At 70.5% G+C, this 21,133-nt stretch carries 20 protein-coding genes; 12 read left to right on the forward strand and 8 right to left on the reverse strand.

Annotation, left to right across the window (positions count from 1 at the left end; translation table 11 throughout):
* Positions 1–13: 13 nt before the first annotated feature.
* On the forward strand, positions 14–1,003 hold the full coding sequence (locus LCN96_RS02405) for a polyprenyl synthetase family protein (protein ID WP_225270949.1): 990 nt from the start codon (positions 14–16) through the stop codon (positions 1,001–1,003).
* On the opposite strand, the gene rarD is transcribed toward LCN96_RS02405, so the two are convergent.
* A complete protein-coding gene (gene rarD / locus LCN96_RS02410) occupies positions 979–1,911 on the reverse strand; it encodes an EamA family transporter RarD (protein ID WP_225270950.1) in 933 nt (310 codons plus the stop codon). The genes LCN96_RS02405 and rarD overlap by 25 nt on opposite strands.
* A gap of 379 nt (positions 1,912–2,290) precedes the next feature.
* Here rarD and LCN96_RS02415 point away from each other — a divergent pair, with 379 nt between their 5' ends.
* Positions 2,291–3,421: a hypothetical protein gene (locus LCN96_RS02415; protein ID WP_225270951.1), complete on the forward strand. Its 1,131-nt coding sequence runs from the start codon at positions 2,291–2,293 to the stop codon at positions 3,419–3,421.
* Positions 3,422–3,430: 9 nt separating this feature from the next.
* Positions 3,431–4,354, forward strand: a complete 924-nt coding sequence (locus LCN96_RS02420; protein WP_225270952.1) for a GNAT family N-acetyltransferase — start codon at positions 3,431–3,433, stop codon at positions 4,352–4,354.
* Positions 4,355–4,551: 197 nt separating this feature from the next.
* On the opposite strand, the gene LCN96_RS02425 is transcribed toward LCN96_RS02420, so the two are convergent.
* Genes LCN96_RS02425 through LCN96_RS02435 form a run of 3 tightly spaced genes read right to left on the reverse strand, consistent with a single transcriptional unit; the run spans position 4,552 to position 6,525 of the window.
* The gene (locus tag LCN96_RS02425; RefSeq protein WP_225270953.1) at positions 4,552–4,902 is read right to left on the reverse strand and encodes an MmyB family transcriptional regulator; all 351 of its coding nucleotides are present in this window, start codon (positions 4,900–4,902) and stop codon (positions 4,552–4,554) included.
* Positions 4,903–4,954: 52 nt separating this feature from the next.
* A complete protein-coding gene (locus tag LCN96_RS02430; protein ID WP_225270954.1) occupies positions 4,955–5,635 on the reverse strand; it encodes an NADPH-dependent F420 reductase in 681 nt (226 codons plus the stop codon).
* Positions 5,632–6,525, reverse strand: coding sequence for a helix-turn-helix domain-containing protein (locus LCN96_RS02435; RefSeq protein WP_225270955.1), 894 nt, complete (start codon positions 6,523–6,525; stop codon positions 5,632–5,634). Before LCN96_RS02435 ends, LCN96_RS02430 begins: the two co-directional genes overlap by 4 nt.
* Positions 6,526–6,605: 80 nt before the next feature.
* Between LCN96_RS02435 and LCN96_RS02440 the strand changes: the two genes are divergently transcribed.
* Complete coding sequence (locus LCN96_RS02440) at positions 6,606–8,003, forward strand: MFS transporter (RefSeq protein WP_263657430.1); 1,398 nt, start codon at positions 6,606–6,608, stop codon at positions 8,001–8,003.
* A gap of 77 nt (positions 8,004–8,080) precedes the next feature.
* Here LCN96_RS02440 and LCN96_RS02445 read toward each other — a convergent pair whose 3' ends face one another.
* Complete coding sequence (locus tag LCN96_RS02445) at positions 8,081–8,872, reverse strand: hypothetical protein (RefSeq protein ID WP_225270956.1); 792 nt, start codon at positions 8,870–8,872, stop codon at positions 8,081–8,083.
* A gap of 431 nt (positions 8,873–9,303) precedes the next feature.
* On the opposite strand from LCN96_RS02445, the gene LCN96_RS02450 reads away from it, so the two are divergent.
* Positions 9,304–10,455: a sensor histidine kinase gene (locus LCN96_RS02450; protein WP_225270957.1), complete on the forward strand. Its 1,152-nt coding sequence runs from the start codon at positions 9,304–9,306 to the stop codon at positions 10,453–10,455.
* Between the two features lie 398 nt (positions 10,456–10,853).
* Positions 10,854–11,558, forward strand: coding sequence for a response regulator (locus LCN96_RS02455; protein ID WP_225270958.1), 705 nt, complete (start codon positions 10,854–10,856; stop codon positions 11,556–11,558).
* Between the two features lie 341 nt (positions 11,559–11,899).
* Here the strand turns inward: LCN96_RS02455 and LCN96_RS02460 are convergent, their stop codons facing one another.
* The 3 genes from LCN96_RS02460 to LCN96_RS02470 form a co-directional block, all read right to left on the reverse strand.
* A complete protein-coding gene (locus tag LCN96_RS02460; RefSeq protein WP_225270959.1) occupies positions 11,900–12,499 on the reverse strand; it encodes a dihydrofolate reductase family protein in 600 nt (199 codons plus the stop codon).
* Between the two features lie 318 nt (positions 12,500–12,817).
* A complete protein-coding gene (locus LCN96_RS02465; RefSeq protein WP_225268164.1) occupies positions 12,818–13,942 on the reverse strand; it encodes an IS5 family transposase in 1,125 nt (374 codons plus the stop codon).
* A 145-nt stretch (positions 13,943–14,087) separates the two neighbouring features.
* Positions 14,088–15,527, reverse strand: coding sequence for a carboxylesterase/lipase family protein (locus LCN96_RS02470; RefSeq protein WP_225270960.1), 1,440 nt, complete (start codon positions 15,525–15,527; stop codon positions 14,088–14,090).
* An 85-nt stretch (positions 15,528–15,612) separates the two neighbouring features.
* On the opposite strand from LCN96_RS02470, the gene LCN96_RS02475 reads away from it, so the two are divergent.
* The 6 genes from LCN96_RS02475 to LCN96_RS02500 all read left to right on the forward strand — a co-directional run bounded on the left by LCN96_RS02475 (position 15,613) and on the right by LCN96_RS02500 (position 21,095).
* Positions 15,613–15,789: a hypothetical protein gene (locus LCN96_RS02475; RefSeq protein ID WP_225270961.1), complete on the forward strand. Its 177-nt coding sequence runs from the start codon at positions 15,613–15,615 to the stop codon at positions 15,787–15,789.
* Positions 15,790–15,985: 196 nt separating this feature from the next.
* The gene (locus LCN96_RS02480; protein ID WP_225270962.1) at positions 15,986–16,558 is read left to right on the forward strand and encodes a TetR/AcrR family transcriptional regulator; all 573 of its coding nucleotides are present in this window, start codon (positions 15,986–15,988) and stop codon (positions 16,556–16,558) included.
* Positions 16,559–16,699: 141 nt separating this feature from the next.
* Positions 16,700–19,579, forward strand: a complete 2,880-nt coding sequence (locus LCN96_RS02485; protein WP_225270963.1) for a WD40 repeat domain-containing protein — start codon at positions 16,700–16,702, stop codon at positions 19,577–19,579.
* A gap of 140 nt (positions 19,580–19,719) precedes the next feature.
* Positions 19,720–20,139 (forward strand): VOC family protein, encoded by a 420-nt coding sequence (locus tag LCN96_RS02490; RefSeq protein ID WP_225270964.1) that lies wholly within the window; start codon positions 19,720–19,722, stop codon positions 20,137–20,139.
* Positions 20,140–20,278: 139 nt separating this feature from the next.
* Complete coding sequence (locus tag LCN96_RS02495) at positions 20,279–20,593, forward strand: MmcQ/YjbR family DNA-binding protein (protein WP_404823979.1); 315 nt, start codon at positions 20,279–20,281, stop codon at positions 20,591–20,593.
* 10 nt (positions 20,594–20,603) lie between these two features.
* Complete coding sequence (locus LCN96_RS02500) at positions 20,604–21,095, forward strand: GNAT family N-acetyltransferase (RefSeq protein ID WP_225270966.1); 492 nt, start codon at positions 20,604–20,606, stop codon at positions 21,093–21,095.
* Positions 21,096–21,133 lie beyond the last annotated feature (38 nt).

A 21,133-nucleotide genomic window follows, 5' to 3' on the forward strand; every position in this document is an offset into this window, starting at 1 on the left:
AAGGGGATCTCGTATGTCTGCGCCTCCCGTGGTTGACCTTCCCATTGCGGACGAGCGGTTGGCGCAGGACGTGGCCAACGGACTGGCCGCAGTCGAGAAGCTCCTGCGCTCGTCGGTGGAGAGCGAGGACGCCTTCGTCACCGAGGTGTCCAAGCACCTCATCGAGGCGGGCGGCAAGCGGTTCCGCACCCTGATGGTCCTGCTCGCCGCCCAGTTCGGCGACCCGTCGGCGCCGGGTGTCGTGCCCGGCGCCGTGGTCATCGAGCTGACCCACCTCGGCTCGCTCTACCACGACGACGTCATGGACGAGGCCCCGGTCCGCCGGGGCTCCCCGTCCGCCAACGCCCGGTGGGACAACACCGTGGCCATCCTCACCGGCGACTACCTGTTCGCCCAGGCCTCCGACCTGCTCGCCGACCTCGGCCCCGAGCTGATCAGGATCCAGGCCCAGACGTTCTCCCGGCTCGTACAGGGCCAGATCCGCGAGACCGTCGGCCCGCGCGCCGACGAGGACCCGATCGCCCACTACCTCGGCGTCCTGGCCGACAAGACGGGCTCGCTCATCGCCGCCTCCGGCCGCTTCGGCGCGCTGCTGTCCGGCTCTCCCGCCGACGTGGAGGAGCGCCTCAGCCGGGCCTGCGAGGCGATCGGCGTGGCCTGGCAGCTCGGCGACGACCTGCTGGACGTGGCCTCCACCGGCGCCCAGTCGGGCAAGACGCCCGGCACGGACCTGCGCGAGGGCATCAAGACGCTCCCCGTACTGTACGCGCTGGCCGCCGGCGACTCCCCGCGCCTGACGGCCCTGCTCTCCGGCCCGGTCGCCGAGCAGGACGTCGAGGAGGCGCTCACCCTGCTGCGCGCCCACCCCGGCATGGCCCAGGCCAGGGCGGAGCTGGAAGCGTGGGTGAACCGCGCCCGGGCCGACATCTCGGGCCTGCCCGACATCCCGGCCAAGGACGCGTTCCTGGCGCTCTGCGACTACGTGGTCGAGCGCTCCGGCTGAAGCCGCGCCTGGGCGGCCTTGCGGGCGGTACGGTTCATCCGTGCCGCCCGCAGGCTGTCGTAGGTGAAGACGGCCAGCGCCAGCCACACGATCGAGAACCCGATCCACCGGCTCGACGGCATCACTTCCTTGGCGATCAGCACCCCGCACGCGAACTGCAGGATCGGCGCGATGTACTGCAGCAGCCCGATCGTGCTCAACGGCACCCTGATGGCCGCCGCCCCGAAGCAGAGCAACGGCAGCGCCGTGATGAGCCCCGCACCCACCAGCAGCACCGCGTGCCCGGCTCCCGCCTGCCCGAACGTGCCCTCCCCGCTCACCTGCAGGAATCCCAGATAGCCCAGGGCGGGCAGCAACAGCACCAGCGTCTCGACCGCCAGGCTCTCCGTGGCCTGCACGTTGGCGTGCTTCTTGACCAGCCCGTACACGCCGAAGCTGAAGGCCAGCATGAGCGCGATCCACGGCAGCCGGCCGTAGTCGAACGTGAGCACCAGCACCGCCAGCGTCCCGAACCCCACCGCCGCCCACTGCAGCGGCCGCAGCCGCTCCCGCAGCAGCACCACCCCGAACAGCACGTTGACCAGCGGGTTGATGAAGTAGCCCAGGGCGCTCTCGACCACGTGGCCGGTGTTGACCGCGTAGATGTAGGTGCCCCAGTTGACGGTCACGAAGACGGCGGCGACGGTGAGCAGGGCGAGCTTGCGCGGCTGCCGCGCCAGCTCCTTGACCCAGCCCCAGTGCCGGCGCACGGCCAGCGCGGCGACCACGACGACCAGGGACCACACCATCCGGTGGGCGAGGATCTCGACGGCTCCCGAGGGCTTGAGCAGGGGCCAGTAGAGGGGGAACAGCCCCCACATGGTGTAGGCGGCGATCCCGAGGAACACGCCACGCCGGAGGTCAGGCATGTCCACGATTGTGACGCCTTACCACCTTTAAACACAAATTTCATGCACTAAGTGGAAATGTGTAGACATTCTTAAGTATTGGCTGCTGTGTGGGCTGATTCCGACCTGCGGAGGTAGCGCCATGGGCTGGCTGTTCGGCGGCAACAAGACCTCGATGGTCCTCCCGAGGACGCCCTCCCCGGCACCCCATCCCCGTCCCACCCCGCCACGCCGTTCTGGACGTCCCCCTCGCGCCCCCTTACCCGGAGGGCCTGGAGATTCACCTCGACACCCCAAGGACACCGAGTAGGACCTGACGCGTAGGCGCACGTGGCCAGGTTGCATGCACAGCGATGATCTTCGTAGGGTGAGGCACCCCCCAGTGAAGATCGGAGCCTCGATGCACGAGCCCCAGCCGACGCCCGCCGACCAATGGTCCACCTGGGAGACCAGCCCCAAGAACCCCAGCAGCTGGCCGGGCCTCGGCGACGAGCATGCGGAGGGGTTCGAGATCCAGCGCGGCAACGTCAAGGCCGTCGCCGGCAAGCTGGTCGGGCTGGCGGTGGCCGCCGCCGACCACGGGTCCAGCCGGGCGACCAACGACGGACTCACCGGCCTGCACTGGAACCTGCCTCGCGAGCTGCACGCGATCTTCACCGACGCCGACAGGGCGGTCGCGCAGTTCTGGAGCGACCTGTACGCCGAGACGGGCATGGCGGGCCTGCTGATCGAGCGGGCCGCGGCCAACTACCGGCTGGCCGACGAGCCGTTGCTCGGCGACCTGCCGCTCGACCGGCTGCGGGAGCGGATCGAGGAGCTGGGTGCGGGCATGGGGGTGCGGGGGCCGAGTGACCTGTATCCGAACGGCACGGTGTCGCTGCGGTTGCCCAGGGCGATCGACTACGGCGTGGACGACATGACCGCGGAGCAGGCGCGGCGGGACATCGAGGCCCTGGTGCTGTACGGCGGCGGCGGTGATCCGCTGCGGTACGAGGAGATGGCGGAGGAGCTGGTCGGCCTGGCGAACGGGGTGCGGCTGCGGGCGCAGGACCTGCGTGATTCGCCGTGGCGGGGCGGGGCCGCCGACAACGCGCAGACGGCGTTGCGGCAGATCTACGGCAACGTGACGGCGCTGGCCGCCGCCACGGGGGCGCTGGGCGCCGCGAGCAGGAGGTTCGCGGAGGTCATCGACTGGTGTCACCGCAACTTCCAGGCCATGGCGGACCCGGACCGGGGCGGGTGGGAGGAGTTCTGGGATCTCGGGGGTACGGCGGACAGCCGGGCCCGCGACTTTCTCACCCAGGCGAACAACGAGTTCGTCACCGTCTACGACCTGCTGCCCGCGCAGATCCAGGAGAACCTGCCCGGCCTCCTCGTCACCGACGAAAGCCACACCAGGCTGAAGTGGAACATCCAGGACATCCAGGACAGCATTCTGGACTCGGGCAGGAACGACTTCGACGCTCCCTGGCTGCAGAGCCTGGACCGCAGGCTCGCCGGCTACGAGCGGGCCGAGGAGAACTACGGCTAACCTTCGCGGATGACTTCCTACCGTGCGATTCTGCCCACCGAGCTCGATCGGGTCACCGCCTGGGTCGTGAGCGAGCCCGTCGGGTCGATCTCCGCCGAGCGTTACCTCGCGGAGCTGGCCGAGAACATGTACCGGCCGGAATGGACGTGGATCGCCGAGGCCGGTGACCGGGTGGTGGGGCGGGCCCTGTGGTGGGGGCCGAAGGGCAGTGCGGAGCCGGTCGCGCTCGACTGCCTCGACGTGGATCCCGGGGTCGGGGATCGCGCCGCGGTCGCCGCCGAGCTGATCAAGGCAGCGGTGGCCGGGATCGCGGGGCCGGTGCAGTACGCGATCAAGACGAACGGCGGATGGCGGGACGATCCGGTCGTCTCGGCGGCCGTGGGGTGGCGGCGGGCGGCGGCGCACGCGGCCGGGCTGACCCGGGAGGTGGAGCGGCTGCAGTTCGAGTGGACGCCGGACGCCGGGGTGCCCTCGGCGGCGGGCCGGCTGCGGTTCGCGCAGGCGTCCGACGAGGAGTTCCTGAAGGTGTTCCGCAGGATCGCCGAGGGCAGCCTGGACGCCCAGACCCGGGCGAACCTGGCGGCCAAGGGGCCGGAGGCGACCGCTCGCGAGGAGCTGGACTTCTACCTGCGGGCGCCGGGCGAGCGGGACTGGTGGCGGCTGGCCTGCACCGAGGAGGGCGAGGTGGCCGGCCTGGCGATCCCGTCCGCGACGCCGTACAGCGTGAATGTGGGGTATCTCGGGGTGGTGCCGGAGCAGCGCGGGCGGGGGTACGTGGACGAGTTGCTCGCCGAGATCACCCGGCTGCACGCGGCAGGCGGCGCGTCGCGGATCACCGCCACCACCGACATGGGCAATACGCCGATGGCGGCGGCGTTCCGGCGGGCCGGTTACCGCAACACGGAGATCCGGATCAATCTCTCGAACGGTTAGCAGACGCCCGGTAGCGTGCACACCTTGACGGCCATCTTCCTGGCGTGCTTGGTGAGCCGGCCGGGGTTGTAGAAGCCCTCGTCGGTGATGTAGATCATCAGGGCGCTGCCCCGGCGGGCGGCGAGGGAGGAAGTTCTTCGGGATCTCGGTCGCGGTCACGGGGGTGAGGGTCAGCAGCAGGGAGAGTGTCACACTGATCATGCAGGGTTGGACACCGGCGCGAGCGGCTCGGTTCGCTTCGGCAGCTGGAGCGACCGGTACGCCGGGGAGTCCGGGTCGGCCGTGCGGATGACGACCTGCTGTTCCTGTTCGGGGACGGTGAGGATGTCGAAGTCCAGCTCGATGGGGCCGAGCTGCGGATGGCGTACCTGCTGGCGCAGGTGCCGGTCGATGTGGAAGGCGTGGGAGTGCCACATCCGGGCGGACACCTCGCTGCCGGCCACCAGCTCGTCCATCAGGCCGCGCAGCTCGGAGGCGTCCGGGTAGCGGGTGAGGGTCAGGCGCAGGTAGGTGACCGCCGTGACGACGAACCGCTCCGGATGGAGCACGCCGTAGCGCGGCCGGTCCGGCTGACGGGCGGCTCCTACCGCTGACGGGCGGTCAGCGCTTGGCGGCGTCCAGGTCGGCCCGGATCCGCTCGGTGCCCGCCGGTACGCCCGGAGACTCCCAGAAGTTCGCGCTCTCACCCGCGTACGCGTTGCCGTACACCGGCGTCCCGGGCTGGAACCGCCAGCCCTCCGCCAGCGGGCCCGCGTCCACGGCGTCGTAGCCGATCGCGTCCAGGAACGCGCTCGCCTCCTGCTTCCCGGCGGCGTCGTCACCCGCGATCGGCAGGGCGCTGCGGTCGGGCGCGCCGCTGGGGCGGGGCAGGGCCTTCAGGTGCTCGAAGAAGATGTTGTTGAACACCTTGACGACCCGCGACGCCGGCAGGTGCTGCTGCAGCAGCTCGCTGGACGTGGTGGAGCCGTCGTCGAGCTGCGGGAAGTCCCCGTCGCGCTGCGAGTAGTAGTTGTTGGTGTCGAGAACGGTCTTGCCGGCGAGCGGCTCCACGGGCACGTCACGGTACGCCCGTAGCGGAATGCTGACGACGACCAGGTCCCCGGCCGCCGCTGCCTCCGCCGGGGTCGCCGCGCGGGCTTTGGGCCCCAGCTCGGCCACCAGGTCCTGGAGCGTCTCCGGGCCCCGGGAGTTGCTGAGCACGACGTCGTAGCCGGCTGCCGCGGCGAGCCGGGCGACGGTGCCGCCGATGTGTCCGCTGCCGATGAAGGCGATAGTCGTCATGACGGCCCCAACTGCGGCGGAGGGTGCGGCATTCCCCCTGCGACCGATGGGCGGCGTGTCGTCGTACCGGCCAGGTGACGCAGCCCGGCCTCCGACTCCGAGCCCGGCTCGGCCGCGAACAGGTCCATGCCCTGCAGCTCCGGGTCGCCCGGCAGGGTGACGAGCTCGGCCGACAGCCGCAGCTCGCCCACGACCGGATGGTCGAGCACGTAGTCGCGGTGCGTCGCGGCGGCCACGTGATGCTCCTCCCACAGCTCGCGGAACTCGGCGCTCTCGCTGCGCAGGGCGTTGACGTGCGCCGTGACCTGGGGGTTCGCCGGGTAGCGGGCGGTCAGGATGCGGAGCTGTGCCACGTGCTCCCTGGCCAGGCGCGGCCAGCGCTCGCCGTGCAGGCGTCGGATGCCCTCGTCCAGGAAGATCAGGTGGGCGATGGTCCTGCGCTCGTCGGGGATCGCGGCGAAGTCGGCGAAGACGGCGGCGGCGAGGCTGTTCCAGGCCACGATGTTCGCGTGGCGGCCCAGGACGAAGGCCGGCGTGAGCACGAGGGAGTCGAGCAGCCGCTGCAACCCCGGCCGCACCGCCGCCTGGGGGAGGTCGTGGCAGCGGTGCGCCGGGTGGGCCAGCGCGTGCAGGTACGCCCGCTCGTCCCCGGTGAGCCGCAGCACGTCGGCGATGGCGTCCAGCACCTCGGCGGAGACGTTCTGGCTGCGTCCCTGCTCCAGGCGGGTGTAGTGGGTGACGCTCACGCCCGCGAGCAGCGCCAGCTCCTCGCGGCGCAGCCCACGCACCCGCCGCGTGCCGCTGCTCAGGAACGGGACGCCGGCCTCCTCGGGGCGCAGGCGGGCCCGCCGGGACTTCAGGAACTCGCTCAGCTCAGCGCTTCGATCCACATCCGCCCAGCCTAGGCAAAGATTGGCTAGTCAAGACGCGGGGCTGGTTGGAGGGCATGGGGGCCAGCAGGCTGTCCGGCATGAGATCTGTGATCCCTCTTGTTCTGCTGGGGCTGGGCAGCATGATCACTGCCCTGGACTTCACCCTCGTCTACGTCGCCTTGCCGGAGATCGGCCGGGAGGTCGGGTTCTCCGCCCGCGATCTGCAGTGGGTGGTGAGTGCGTACGCGGTGCCGTTCGGTGGGTTCTTGCTGCTCGGTGGGCGGTTGGCGGATGTGGTGGGGCGGCGGCGGATGTTCGTGGTCGGGATGGTTCTGTACGGGGTCGCGTCGTTGCTCGGGGGGCTGGCCGGGACGGCTGGGCTGTTGATCGGGGCGCGGGCGTTGCAGGGGGTGGGGGGCGCGGTGCTGATGCCGGCGACGTTGTCCCTGGTGGTGACCCTATTCGAGGAGGGGCGGGCGCGGAATCGGGCCATGACGGTGTGGGCCGTGTGTGGGGCCAGTGGGATGAGTGTGGGGGCGTTGCTGGGTGGGGTGCTCACCGGGGCGTTCGGGTGGGAGGCGGTGTTCTTCGTGAACGTGCCGTTGGTGGGCGTGGCTGTTGTGGCGGCGTTCGGGGTGCTGGCTCCGGACGGTGTGCGGGCTTCGGCGGGGCGTTCGGGTGGGTTCGACCTGCCTGGGGCGCTGGCCGGGACCGCGGGGGTGACCGGGCTGGTGTTCGCGATCTCGCGCGGCGCCGAGTCGGGGTGGGGCTCCGCCGGAGTCCTGGTGCCGCTGGTGGTGGCGGTGGGGCTGCTCGTGGCGTTCGTGGTGATCGAGGCCCGCAGCCGCAGCCCGCTCATGCCGCTGCGCCTGCTGGCCAACCGGCACACGAGCGCCGCCGCCGGGGCCATCCTGGTGTACGGGATGACCCTGCAGTGCGTCCCGTACTTCCTGGCCCTGCACTTCCAGGACGTGCTCGGCTACGACGCCCTGCAGTCGGGCCTGGCCTTCCTCGGGCCGACCCTCGGCATCACCCTGGGGAACCTGGCCGGTGAGCGGCTGATCCCCCTCCTCGGGCTGCGCGGCACGTTGCTCCTCAGCGTGGTGGTGGGGGTGGCCGGCACGGGGGTGCTGGGGCTCAGCCTCTCCGTGGACGGGACGTACCTAGGGCTGCTCGCCGGGGCCGTCTGCTTCGGGGTGGGATCCGGGTTGTCGTTCACCACCATGTTCATCCTCGCCTCGACGGGGGTGGCCGCGCATGAGCAGGGGGTGGTGTCCGGGCTGTCGTCCACGGTGTTGCAGGCGGGGAGCGGGGTGGGGCTGGCTGTGCTGGTGGCGGTGGCCGATCGGGGTGGGAGCGGTGGGCTGACCGGGGAGGCGTTGCGGGTGGCCACCGTGGAGGGGTTGCGGGGGGCGTTCTTCGTGGCGGCGGGGATCGCGGTGGTGGGGGTGGTGGCGGCGGTGGCGATTCCGCGGCGGGTGCCTGTGTCGCGGTGAGAGGGTTGTCAGGGGCTGAGGTGCTTTGCGCGGTGTCGGTACGCCTTCCGCGCCGTCGTCCGTACGGTGTCGAGCTGCTATCCGCGCGGCCCGAACGCAGCGCCCAGCACGAGCGAGGCAACGCACACCGCGACCCAGCACAGCGCGCGGGTGGTGGGACGAGGGCCGTTGCGCAGCATCTCGATCCCGAGCGGCACGAGCGCCAGGCAGAGCCCGACCGCGGCGATGATCGACTGGGGAACCTGGGTGCCCTTGAGGGTGCCCAGTGCCAGCATGGACATGAGCCCGAGGGCAATGGACCGGCCCAGCCCCAAGGCCCCCGACCGGTAGGAGGCCACGGCGAGCACCACCCAGCCCAGGAACGCCGGTCCGGACAGGGTCTTGAACGGGTGCCATGGCGTGTCCCGCCACGACTGGTAGTAGTCGCCGATCGCCCCCACCATCGTGTCCGCTCCCAAGCTGTCGGTCAGGTGGAAGGCGAGGTGGTCGGTGCCGAACTGGAAGGTACGCGCGAACAGCCCGAACATCACCATGCACCCGCCCCACATCGCCCATAACGGCTGGGTCGCGGCGATCCGCTGAGCCAGGGCCATGACCGCCGGCCACAACAGCACGACTCCGAACGCGAAGCAGGCGTAGGCGGTGGTGATGAGGGTGGGGTGGCGGTCGTACGCGGCGATCTGGTCGGGGTAGAAGAAGTGGAAGCGGATGCGGATGAGGATGCCGGTCAGGAGCAGGATGGGGGCGCACACCAGAGCGATCCCGCTGACCCAGCGGCCGGGGAACGGGTGCTTCTCGTGGCGGTAGGCCGCCGCGTTCGCGGCCTGCCGGGCACGGTCGGCGCGGTGCCACTTTCGGACTCGGTTCACGCTCATGGGTTGCTCCGTCTTGTTCGGGGCGTCGGCTGGTACGCCGGGTGGTCCGGTTGCAGAGTTGTGGTGTTCGGCGGTGTCAGTCGGCCAGGGCGCTGCCGTCGAAGGCGAGACCGTGCCGATGGCACCGCCCGGTGGCACCCGGCCGGTGGCACCCGGCTGGTGGCGCCGCCCGGTGGCACCCGGCCGGGTGGCCGTCGAACTGGTTGGCTGTCGTACCGGGCAGCCATCGTGCCGGTTGGAGCATGGCTAGGGCGTCGGACCGGAGTCGGATCTTCGGCGTACGGAAAACCCCCAGCTACGACCCCAGTCCGACACCAAATCTCCAACCCTGGTCAGATGCCCCACCCACCACCCCGCGATAACTTCTCCGCATGACCACCCCACCCCCCCGACAAGTGCGGCCGGCGCTCGCAGAGGCCGGAGCAGTGACAGCTCTGGTCCTGCTCCTCGGCTACGCGCTGGTCGATCCACCGGGGCCGTCCTCCTGGCTACCACCATGGGCCGCCTGGCCAGTCGCGGCGGCCATGAGCCTGCCGGTCGCCTTCCGGCGACGCTGGCCGCAGGCCATGCTGATCACCGCAGCCACAGCAGCCGTCCTGGCGACCGCGGCAGGCGCCGTGGCCGCCGGCGCGATCTGGATCTTCTTCATCCCGGCCGCACTCACGCTCTACCTGGTCGCCACCACCACTCCGCCAGCCCGGTCGGCGGCCTTCCTGGCCGGATGCCTGAGCGGCGCGGCGGTCGCCGTGCTCGTCTTCTACACACAGGTGTTGCCGACCCTGCCGCCCGCCCTCGAGCGCACCGAGTTACCCCCGTACTGGCCGGTGGAGGGCGGCACGATCGGCGTCTTCATGAGCGCCGCGTGGGGGATCGGCGTGATGGTCCGCCGCCAGCGGGGCCTGGTCGCGCGTCTCGCCCACCACCGTGCCGAGGCTGCGGTGGCCGACGAACGCCGACGCATCGCCAGGGAGCTCCACGACATCATCGGGCACAGCATGAGCGTGATCGCGGTCAAGGCCACCGTGGCCAACCACGTCGCCGACCTCCACCCCCAGGAGGTGCGCGCCGCGATGACCGTCATCGAGCAGACCAGCCAGAGCACCCTCACCGAGATCCGCCGGGTGCTCGGCCTGCTCCGCTCCGACGGCGACCCCCACGACTCCTGGGCCCCCGTGCCCGGCCTGGCCGACCTCTCCGACCTGGCGCGCCAGGCAACATCAGCCGGGGTGGACGTGAATCTCCATGTGCCTACGGACGCGGCACTGCCATCCGCAGTAGCCCTGTCCGCGTACCGGATCGTGCAGGAGGCCCTCACCAACGTCGTTAAACACGCGGCACCCACCCGATGCTCAGTCACCGTGACCCTCGACAGCGGCCAAGCCGTGATCGAAGTCCGCGACAGCGGCCCCCGGACACAACGCGAGCCACGACCGACGTCCCTGGGCGGCCACGGCCTCATCGGAATGCGCGAACGCGCCACGATGTTCGGCGGCACCCTCACCGCCGGCCCTCACACCGACGGCGGATTCCACGTGGTGGCACGCCTTCCCTACGGCCCGGTGGACGCCGCAGCCTGAGGCCGACCGGACACACCGTCCGGCCTCCGAAGAGGACAGTAACCTCAGCCGAGCCGAGCCGAGCCGAGCCGAGCCGAGCCGAGCCGAGCCGAGCCAAGCCGAGCCCAGCCGAGCCAAGCCGAGCCGAGCCAAGCCGAGCCAAGCCGAGCGAGTCGAGCCGAGCCCAGCCAAGCCAAGCCCAGCCGGAGCCGAGCCAAGCCGAGCCAAGCCGAGCGAGTCGAGCCGAGCCCAGCCAAGCCAAGCCCAGCCGGAGCCGAGCCGGAGCCAGAGCCGAGGGCGGGGCCAGCACGAGCGCTCAGACACAGTTTGATGTGATGGGCCGGAGTCCGCTGCTGTGATCAGCCGAGGCCGGATGGGGTGGATTGCGTGAGCGTGAATGCGGGTGAAGGGTGAATCACTTGGGATCTCAGGAGGACGATGGCTCGTCCATCAAGGTCCTGCTCGCCGAAGATCAAGTGCTGCTACGTGACAGCTTCAGAATGCTCATCGACAGCACCCCGGGAATGGTGACCGTAGGTGAGGCGGGCACCGGTGGTGAGGCCGTGCGGCTGGCCGGTGAGCTACGTCCCGACGTCGTCCTCATGGACGTGCGCATGCCCGAGATGGACGGGATCGAGGCGACCAGGCGGATCTGCGGTTCCCCGCAGAACGCCGGCATTCGCGTGCTCATCCTCACCACCTTCGATCTGGACGAGTACGTCTACGCCTCCCTGCAAGCCGGCGCCAGCGGCTTCCTGATCAAGAACACGACGGCCGCCGAGCTGCTCAGCGCGATCCGGGTGGTGGCCGGCGGCGAAGCACTGCTGGCCCCGACCGTCACGCGCCGGCTCATCGCGGAGTTCCTGCAGCGCTCCGAACGGCCTCCAGCGGCGGCCCGACCGCTCGACGGGATCACGCCCCGCGAGCGTGAGGTGCTGACGCTCATCGCCAAGGGCCTGTCCAATCGCGACATCGCAGAGCACCTCCACCTCACCGTCGGCACGGTGAAGACGCACATCGGTCACTTACTGGCCAAGCTGAAGGCCCGCGATCGGGCGCAACTCGTGATCGCGGCCTATGAGGCCGAGCTGGTCACCAGCCCTTCCCGGGACGGCCGCCGATAACGAGCAGCCCAGGCCAATAGCAGCAGTTATTGATGATGATCGCCGGTAGCTGCGGCGCGACCCTGGTGCCGAGGGCGGGCTCATCGGCTCGGCCGAGGACCGCTGTGCCTGCACAGAGCCATCATGTGGGTCGGGCGGCTCCGCAGTGGATCCGGTGGCTCCGCTGAGGACCGCTGTGCCTGCACGAAGTCACCATGTGGACGCGGCGGCTCCGCGGTGGAACGGGCGGATCTGCGGTGGAACGGGCGGATCTGCGGTGGAACGGGCGGATCTGCGGTGGGTCGGGTGGCTCCGCCGTACATCCGGCGGCTCCGTCTGGTCTGAAGTGCGGGGCTCAGGTCTTACCGGACCACTCGGTACGTCAGGTGGGAGACGAGGCTGGTGCCGGTGGGGGTGCCGATGGGCTCGAGGGTGATGTCGCCGACGTTGTGGAGCAGGCGCTCGCCTCTGCCGAGGATCACCGGTGCGATGTGGAGGCGCAGCTCGTCGATGAGGCCCGCTGCCAGGTACTGGTTGACGGTTGCGGCGCCGCCCGCGATGGCGACGTCGCGCTCGCCGGCCGCCTCGCGGGCCTGGGCGAGCGCTGATTCGATGCCGTCGGTGACGAAGTAGAACGTCGTGCCGCCCTGCATCGGCAACGGCTCGCGCGGGTGGTGGGTGAGGACGAAGACCGGGGCGTGGTACGGCGGCTCGTCGCCCCAGTAGCCGTTCCAGTTCAGGTCCCAGGAGCCGCGGCCGGGGGTGAACATGTTGCGGCCCATGATGAACGCGCCGGCTGCGGTGACGTTCTCGATCACGGTGGCGTGCTGCTCGGGCTCGTCGAACATCCACTGGTGCAGGCGGTCGCCCACGCCGTCGCCGAAGGGCTTGTCCAGGCTCTGGTTGGGGCCGGCGACGAAGCCGTCGACGGACATCGCCATGTCACAAGTGACCTTGCTCATCTCTGCCTCCTGTGGTTCCGGCGCCTGTCTGGCGCCGCCTTCACTGGTTGGTCGGAGCCGCTCGGCCGTTCTTTACATGCCGGTGGGATTTTGGTCGTGAGATTTCGGGGTGGGGGTGGGGGTGGGGGTGGGGGTGGGGTGTCGGGCGAGGTGACAGGTCATCGTCCGAGCATCGTGGTGAGCACCACGGTGAGTGCTGTGGTGAGCACCACGGTGAGTGCTGTGGTGAGCACCACGGTGAGTGCTGTGATGAGTGCTGTGGTCAGTGCTGTGGCGGTGCAGTGGTGAGGTGCTGCGTTAGAGCCTGTTGGCAGAGGCTTAAGCCGCTGTCGGCACTGGCCCGTAGAGGGCTGGTCCGATCTTGTTGATGTGGCCCTGGTGGGACCATTGGGACAGTTGGACGCGGAAGCTGTTGACGTTGTCGATGGCGAGGATGGCGGCCAGTTCGGTGCCTTTCCAGGCGCGCCAGGGCTGGGCTGCCAGGAGCTCCAGGACCTTGCCTCGCCTGTCGGGGCTGGTCAAGCACGGGAGCGGTGGCGGGCCGCCCCAACGGCGATTGGGCGGTTGACCTGCGAGTTCTCGGGTGAGGCGGCGGGTCATCTGATGAACGGCCGCCCACCAGATCATCGCTTCGTGATGGGCGGGCCGCCGTTCGTAGCACCGCACCAGGCGGCGGTGCCGCATCAGCCAGGCCAGACTCCGCTCGACGACCCATCTGCGGGGCAGGACGACGAAGCCTTTCATGTCGTCGGTGCGCCTGACGACGGCCACGGTGATCTTCAGGGCCTTGGCTGCCCAGGTCACGAGTCGTCCGGCATAGCCGCCGTCGGCCCACACCAGCGTGATGGTGGAGAACTTCCCCCGCAGGAGGGCCAGGAGCGGGTGAGCGCCATCGCGGTCCTGGACCGAGGCGGCAGTCACCAGCACGGTCAGCAGTAGCCCGAGCGTGTCGACCGCGACGTGCCGCTTCTGCCCCTTGATCTTTTTCCCGCCATCGAAACCGCTGTCGGCGGCACCGATGGTCTCGCTCGCTTTCACACTCTGCGCGTCGATGATCGCGGCCGTCGGTGTCTCCTTCCGTCCCGCGGCGACGCGGATCCGACCGCGGAGCCGATCGGCCAGCCGTGCCGGCAGTCCCCGCTCCGACCAGCGCTCGAAGAACGCATAGACCGCCGTCCAGGGCGGGAAGTCCACCGGCAGCGCCCGCCATTCGATCCCGTACCTGGTCACATAGCCGATCGCATCCACCACCGCCCGAAGATCATGTTTCATCGGGCCGCCTGGACCCTTGCGCAGCTCGGCCATGACAGCCTCGGCCTCGGGCAGCAACACCTCCCACTGCGCATCAGACAGATCAGACGGATAGGGACACGAACGGCTCCAGCAGCCACAACCGGGCACGGCGCAACTGGCGGAGCCCGGCGGAAACCGGTAGACAGTCATCCAAGGGCTTCTGATGGGCGAGAGACGTAGACACTCCCTCAACTATCAGAAGCCCTCTTCCGTCCCCGAAATCGCCACGCATCACACCAAACCCTCTGCTAACAGGCTCTTAGTGGTGGGGTGGGGGTGATTGTGGTGATAAGGGTCAGTGATTGAGGGTGGTCCAGAAGCGGTAGTGGTGGTCCTGGGCGTAGTCGGCGCGCTTCCAGGTGCCGCTCGTCAGGGACTGCACGTGCCAACCCGCCTGGCTGCCGTTGTCGCGGAGGAGGGGCCAGGGCTGCTCGCCGCCGCCGTTGGGGTCTCCGGTGCGGGCGAAGCGCGTCCAGGTGGCGATCAGGCGGTTGGCGAGGGTGGACTGCTGGAGTGAGAGCTTCTCGAACAAGGTCAGGTCGAAGAGGTAGGGCAGCTCGGCCATGTGCTGGGCGGCGGCGGGGAAGCTGGGCTTGGGAGTGCCGGCGTACCAGGGCGTTCGCTGCTCGGCGAACTCGAACATGCGAGTGGAGGTCCAGCGGGACAGGGCGCGGGCGGTGTCGAGGGTGGGGGCGGACCAGGTTGAGTCCGTTTTTACGGTTGCCAGGGTTCTTCCTGCGGAGTTGCCCAGCGGGTAGCGACGTAGCACGGCGGCGGCGTTCTTGCCGTAGGCCTCGGTGATGGCGGGTCGGTAGTCGGTGGCGGCCATGGGCTTGCCGGTTGCGAGTTCCAGGCCGAGGATCATGCCGTTCTCCTCGTCGTGGTTGACGCCGACGAGGACGGGGACGCGGTTGAAGCGGCCCGTGCGCAGCGCCTGGTCGACCGGGAGCGGGAGGGAGGGTGTGCCGCTGTACGGGCGCGGCTCGCGCTGGGTGCCGTACGCCTCCAGCAGTTTGGCCATGGGGAGGTCGCGCAGGCAGCTCGCCACGTCGGAGGCGTCGGCGCAGCCGGCCTTCTTGATGACTTCGGAGCTCTCGGCGAGGGCTTCGGCCTTGGTACGGGAGGCGTCCGCGCAGGGTGCGCTCTGGATGATCGCTCGCTGGAACAGGCCCGCCGAGGCCGGGGAGGCGAGGTGGCCGCAGACGGCGAAGCCGCCGCCGGACTGGCCCATGATCGTGACCTTGCCCGGGTCGCCGCCGAAGGCTGCGATGTTCTGGCGCACCCAGCGCAGCGCCGCGCGCTGGTCGTCGAGGGCCAGGCCGCCGGAGTCCGGCAGGGACGGGTGGGTCAGGAAGCTGGTGGCGCCGAGGCGGTAGTTCATCGAGACCACGACGGCGCCGCCTGCCGCCAGCCGGTCGGCGCGGTACAGGTCGCCCATGCCGTACATGAGGCTGCCGCCGTGGACCCAGACGATGACCGGGAGTTCGTCGTGCTTGCCGGTCGGGGTGGTGACGTTGAGGTTGAGGCAGTCCTCGGCGGTGCTGGGCTTGCCGATGGGGTAGCCGGCCGGTTGTGCGCACACGTTGCCCGGTTTGGTGGCGTCTCGTGTGCCCTGCCACGGGGGGACGGGGGTGGGGGCCGAGAAGCGGGTGGCGGTGGCGTACGGGATGCCCTGGAAGGTGCTGACCTTGGGGCCGGATGTGCCACGAACGGCGCCGCTGCTGGTCGTGACCACGACGGTGGTAGCGGATGTGGACGTGGACGTGGACGTGGACGTGGACGTGGACGTGGTGGTTGTGGTTGCGGCGGCATGAGCGGTGGTGGCCGCAGTCCTGCCGGTGCCGGTGCCGGTGCCGGTGGCTGTGGCTGTGGCTGGGGCTGAGGCCGTGGCCGTGGTGGGCGCTGACGTGCTGCCGGGAGTGGTGGTGGCTGCGGTCGTGCTGCCGGGAGCGGTGCGGGCCGGGGTGGTGGGGGTGGCGTGGGCGGTCGGGGTGTAGGCCGTGAGGAGGGCCAGGCCGAGGGCTGCTGATGCCGTGGCCGTCTTCTTCGTGCTCGGGTTCATGGGGGTGGATCCGTCCTTCTGTCGATCAAGCGATGGGAGGACCATAGCCCAGATTTGCACGATCGCGCAAAACGAACGCGCAAAACGAACGCATCATGCGTTCGTGCTAATCAGTTGGTACGGTGTCCCGCATGGGAAACCGTGAAGACCTCATCGCGGGCGCCAAGCAGTGCCTGCGGGAGAAGGGCTACGACCGCACCAGCGTGCGGGACATCGCCGCCGCGGCCGGCGTGAGCACGGCGGCGATCGGCTACCACTTCGGCTCGCGGGAGGCGCTGCTGACCCAGGCGCTCTTCGGCCTGCTGGACGAGTGGGGCGACAGTCTCGGGCGGGCGCTGGCGCCTGAGGCCGGGGACGACGCGGTGCGCGCCTACGAGCGCATGTGGGAGGGGCTCGTCCGGCAGTTCGCCGAGCATCCGGATCTCTGGCTGGCCACGGTGGAGTTGTTCCTGCAAGGCCGGCGGCAGGCGGAGCTGGGGTCCCGGGTGGCGGAGGGGATGGCCGAGGGGTGGCGCGGGATGAGTGCGATCCTGGAGAGCGTGCCGGAGGAGAGCGTGTCGGAGCGGTCCGCTCGTACGCTCGGGATGGTGCAGACGGCGCTGATGTCCGGGGTGATGATCCAGAGCCTGGGCAACCCGGCCGATGCGCCCACCGCGGCCGAGGTGCTCGAAGGGTTGCGGGCGCTGGCCAAGCTGGCGGGGTAGGGGCCGGAGCGGGGAGAGGAGATCCACCAGATCTCCGGACAATCCGAAGATAGTTCAGTAAGGTCGCCCGCTATGGCGATCACGAACCCATCGTCGGATCCAGGTGCGTTTCTGGCGACACTGCAGGCAACGGACTGGACGGTGTTCGAGCCGGCTCACGACCTCCCGCCCCTGCGTGCCGCGCTCGTCCAGTTGGAGCAGGCGCACGGGACCACCGAGGCGCACCGGTTCGCGACCGAGCGGATCAAGGAGCTGGGTGCGGTACTGCGGCACGGCGACGGGCATCCGGCCGAGATCTACGCGTACGCGCTGAGCCCGTGCGGGCGTTACCTGGCGATCGGGAGCTGGTGCGGCGACGACTACGACCGGGGCGGTGTCCTGCAGGTGTGGGAGCTGGCCAGCGGGCGGTGCGTCAACGTGCTTGACGAGATCATGGGCGGGGTGGGCTGGCCCGGGTACACGGGGACGGTTCAGTGGTCGGCTGACGGGCAGCGGCTCGCGCTGGCGTACAACACCAACGGGGTGGGGGTGTGGGATCCGTTCGGGGAGGAGCCGGGGCCCAGCGCCGAGGCGTACGTGACGGACGGGGGTTCGCGCCCGCCCGGGTTCGCCTTCGCGCCCGACGGCACCCGCGCGTTCATCGTGACGGGCACCTCGCAGGAGGTGCAGGGGTGTATCGCGCCGCTGGTCGCGGGCGAGGTGTTCGAGATCGGCGACGAGGACGACGAGGGCGGGGAGGGCGACGAGGACGCGTGGGACGCCGGTGGTTGGGATGACGAGGGCGAGGGCGATGGTGAAGGCGATGGCGATGGTGAGGGCGATGGCGAGGGCGATTACGCAGGGGATGGCGCAAAGCATGGCGTAGGGGATGGTGAGCGGTCCGAGGGGCAGGACGACGGGGAGGACGACGGCGAGGAGGAGTGGGACGACGAGCCGGACGCGCAGCTCGCGCGCCCGCTGACCGAACCCCTCCCGGAAACGGTCAAAGCCCTACTGGGCCAGGACAAGCTCCGTCTCCGCGACGTCTCCTGGTCCCGCGACGGCCGCCGCCTCTACGGGCACGCCCGCGGCTGGGCCTGCGCCCTGGACGCCACCGACGGCCGGGTCCTGTGGTTCGCCGAGGCGGGCGTCGGCAGGGACGCCCCCGCCTGGAGCAGGGACGAGCGGTACTTCGCCCACCAGCTGCGCGGCCAGTTGCTGATAGGCGACGCCATGACGGGCTGGACGGTGGCGACGCTGCCGGGGCATCCGGGCGCGTCGGAGCTGTCCTGGGGCGCGTACGGCACGGTCACGCGGCTGGCGGTCGTCGTGCCGGCGGGCAACGACGCGCACGCCCGTCCCCACGTCACCGTCTATGACCAGGGCCGGCACCGCTACGACCTGGACGTGGCGCTGCTGCAGCTCGAACCGGACGAGGAGGGCGTGGCGTGGGCGTGGTCGCCTGACGGGCTGTACGCGGCGGCGCTGACGGCTCGCGGGCAGGTGGAGGTCTGGAGCCTGGCGGACGCGCCGAGCCTGATCGGGGCGGTGGAGGCGCCGGCGGAGGCCCGGGGCGTGTTGTGGGGCGCCGACGGCGTGATCGTCGTGCTCGGCCGCGCCGGGGTGCGGTTCTTCCAGGCGGCCACCGGCCGGATCACCGGGGACTTCGCGTTCCTGCGCGTGCCGCCGGGCCCCCGCCCGCTGGAGCTCGACGGCGTGGACCTGGCGGAGGAGGTGCGGGACGAGGAGGAGGCGAGCATCGACCCGACGTTCGCGCTCGACGACCAGACGTGGGCCGTGGCGTTCGAGTCCGGGCAGGTCATCGCGCCGCCCGACCGCGTGCCGGCGCTCGACGGCGCCCTGGCCTGGGCGGTGGAGCGCCGGTTCGGCTGGCCGGTGCGCTGGGGTGGGCTCGACGTCGCGCCGGACGCCGCCACCGGCGCCGAGCGGTTCGGGCCGCCGCTGGACGAGTACCTGGAGGGGTTCCGCGGCCACACGCCGGCGGCGAACGAGCCCTGGCCCCCGCCGAACACGGTCACGCTCGACGACCTCTTCCAGTTCGCGATCACCTCGGTGGCGCCGCTCCACAGCGGCTGGGACCACCACGTGAGCCAGAACCTGCGGCACGCGGCCAGGCTCAGGGCGCGCCTGGGCCAGCCGGCCGGCGCGCGGGTGCTGCTCGACGCGATCCCGACCCCGGCCGAGCAGGTGCGGGGACGGGCGGACGTGGCGCTGATCCTGGCCGCCGCCGGGCGCAGGGACGAGGCGCGGACGTTCTTCGACGGCGACGAGGCCCAGGTCGAGGCGGTGCTCGACGAGTACAACGAGGCGTTCGTGGCCTCGTCGGTGGCCGGCGCGTACGCGGCGATGGGCGATCCCCGGGCCGAGGCGTGGTTCCAGCGCGCGCGGGCGGCGATCGAGCCCGAGACGAACCCGGGCGAGCACCACCTGGCGGTGGCGTGGGCGATGATCGAGTGCGGGTGGGAGCAGGAGGGGCGGGCCCTGCTGCGGCAGTGCACCGAGACGCCCTCCATCTTCTACACCGTGCCGCTGCTGGCCTACCTCATCCTCACCCGCCGGGACCACATCGCCCGCGAGCTGATCCCCATGCGCAATCCGGCGGCCGAGGAGTGGGAGCCGCAGGGATGGTTCGACGGCTGGGAGGCGGTGGAGGTGTTCAGCCGCCTGGGCCGGCCGGATCTGGTGCACGCGTGGGCGCAGGTCTACGGCGACGGTTACGCCTACGAGGACCATCTCGCTCAGGCGGAGACGAACGCCAGGCGTGACCCGGCGCGCGCCCGGCCGGGCGAGGGGGAGCTGGCCGCGATCTTGGACGCCTACGCGACCCTGCAGAAGACGCCGCGCACGCAGCGTGAGCACCCGACGCAGCTGCTCGCCGCGCAGGCGGCCGAGTGCGGCCATCTCGGGGCGGCGCTGGACCTGATCGAGCGCCTGCCGAAGGACGACTTCAACGGGCGGGCCGGCCAGACGTTCCGCGCGCTGTGGATGGCGGCTACCGGGCTCGACGTCGAGCCGTGGTGACGGCTGGCGCGGGCACAAGCGTCCTCCTGGAATAAGTTAACCGTCCCTTTCCGCCAGGTGGCCATTCGCCGGGCGATGAGGCATGAGGTGGACAACGGGGATCGGGTCATCAGATGCTGGAGAGAAAGTGGAGGTGTTGTATGCACGCACGCCTTGACCATCTCGTCGTCTGGGTCTCCGACCCCCGCGCGTCCGTGGACTTCTACGAGCAGGTCGTCGGCCTGCCAGGGGTCCGGGCGGCGGAGTTCCGTGACGGTGAGGCGCCGTTCCCCAGTGTGCGGATCTCGCCGGAGACCATCCTCGACCTGATGTCGTACGAGGCGATGCGCGGCGTGGACGAGGGCACCGGGGTGAAGGGCAGCGCCGGGCACCCGATCAACCACTTCTGCCTGTCGGTCGGCAAGGAGGACTTCGACGCGCTGCAGGTACGGCTCAAGCAGCACGGCGTGGAGATCACCGGCGGCGGCACGAACTCGTTCGGCGCCCAGGGCATCGCGCCCGAGACCATGTTCTTCCCCGACCCGGACGGGAACGTGATCGAGGTCCGCTACTACGAGTGAGCCCGGCCCCGACGGCCTTGCGCATCACCGGCCCCAGCTCAAGACGCTCGGAAGTGTCGGTAGCTTCTGGTACACAGGCGGCATGGGTGTCACCGTCGATGAGTTCCTGAAGCTGCTGGACGAGCTGCCCGACGTGCGGATGAGTCACGGCGGCGAGTGGGTCGGCCTCAAGGTGCACGACAAGGGGTTCGGCTATCTGTGGGAGGCCACCGAGACCGTCGGCCTGAAGGCCACGATCGAGGAGCAGATCGCGCTGGTCAGCGAGCGGCCCGAGGTGTTCGAGGTGCAGTTCACGGCCGGGCGGTTCGGCTGGGTGGTGGTGCACCTCGACAGGATCGACGAGGAGGAGCTGTTCGAGCTGATGGCCGAGGCGTGGTGCCTGACCGCGCCCAAGCAGCTCGTGGACGACTTCGAGGCCACCCACCCGATCGGGAAGAAGGTGCAATCCGGGTAATCTCCGACATGTGCCCCTCCTGAACGTCCGGCTGCGTGCGTGGCGCGAGGACGACGCGTCCGCCGTGCTGCGTGCCTTCCAGGCCCCCGACCTGCGTCACCAGGCACCCTGGCCCGTCGTCACGCTCAAGGACGCCTCGGGGTGGATCGCCTCCTGGGAGGGGGTCGGGCACGCCTTCGCCGTGCTCCAGGACGACCAGGTCGTCGGAAACGTGGCGGTGACCAGGCTCGACTCCCACGGCAACGGCTGGGTGTCCTACTGGGTGGTGCCCGAGGCGAGGGGGAGGGGGGTCGCGGTGGCGGCCACCGAGCTGGTGGCGCGGTGGGCGTTCGACGAGCGCGGGCTCTACCGGCTGGAGCTGGGGCACCGGACGAACAACCCGGCGTCGTGCCGGGTGGCCATGAAGGCCGGCTTCCTGCCGGAGGGCATCGAGCGGGGCAAGCTCAGCCACGCGGGCGTCCGGTACGACGTCGAGCGGCACGCGCGGCTGGCCACCGACTGAGCAAAGGTGATCGGGAGGGCCGGTCACCTGGCGTCTTC

The sequence above is a fragment of the Nonomuraea gerenzanensis genome, from assembly GCF_020215645.1.
GTDB classification, from domain to species: Bacteria; Actinomycetota; Actinomycetes; order Streptosporangiales; family Streptosporangiaceae; genus Nonomuraea; species Nonomuraea gerenzanensis.

Excerpts from the sequence above, each read along its gene's own strand:
- LCN96_RS02405 (WP_225270949.1), top strand. The coding sequence starts at position 14 with ATGTCTGCGCCTCCCGTGGTTGACCTTCCCATTGCGGACGAGCGGTTG.
- rarD (WP_225270950.1), bottom strand. The coding sequence starts at position 1,911 with ATGCCTGACCTCCGGCGTGGCGTGTTCCTCGGGATCGCCGCCTACACC.
- LCN96_RS02415 (WP_225270951.1), top strand. The coding sequence starts at position 2,291 with ATGCACGAGCCCCAGCCGACGCCCGCCGACCAATGGTCCACCTGGGAG.
- LCN96_RS02420 (WP_225270952.1), top strand. The coding sequence starts at position 3,431 with ATGACTTCCTACCGTGCGATTCTGCCCACCGAGCTCGATCGGGTCACC.
- LCN96_RS02430 (WP_225270954.1), bottom strand. The coding sequence starts at position 5,635 with ATGACGACTATCGCCTTCATCGGCAGCGGACACATCGGCGGCACCGTC.
- LCN96_RS02440 (WP_263657430.1), top strand. The coding sequence starts at position 6,606 with ATGAGATCTGTGATCCCTCTTGTTCTGCTGGGGCTGGGCAGCATGATC.
- LCN96_RS02460 (WP_225270959.1), bottom strand. The coding sequence starts at position 12,499 with ATGAGCAAGGTCACTTGTGACATGGCGATGTCCGTCGACGGCTTCGTC.
- LCN96_RS02465 (WP_225268164.1), bottom strand. The coding sequence starts at position 13,942 with ATGACTGTCTACCGGTTTCCGCCGGGCTCCGCCAGTTGCGCCGTGCCC.
- LCN96_RS02480 (WP_225270962.1), top strand. The coding sequence starts at position 15,986 with ATGGGAAACCGTGAAGACCTCATCGCGGGCGCCAAGCAGTGCCTGCGG.
- LCN96_RS02490 (WP_225270964.1), top strand. The coding sequence starts at position 19,720 with ATGCACGCACGCCTTGACCATCTCGTCGTCTGGGTCTCCGACCCCCGC.
- LCN96_RS02495 (WP_404823979.1), top strand. The coding sequence starts at position 20,279 with ATGAGTCACGGCGGCGAGTGGGTCGGCCTCAAGGTGCACGACAAGGGG.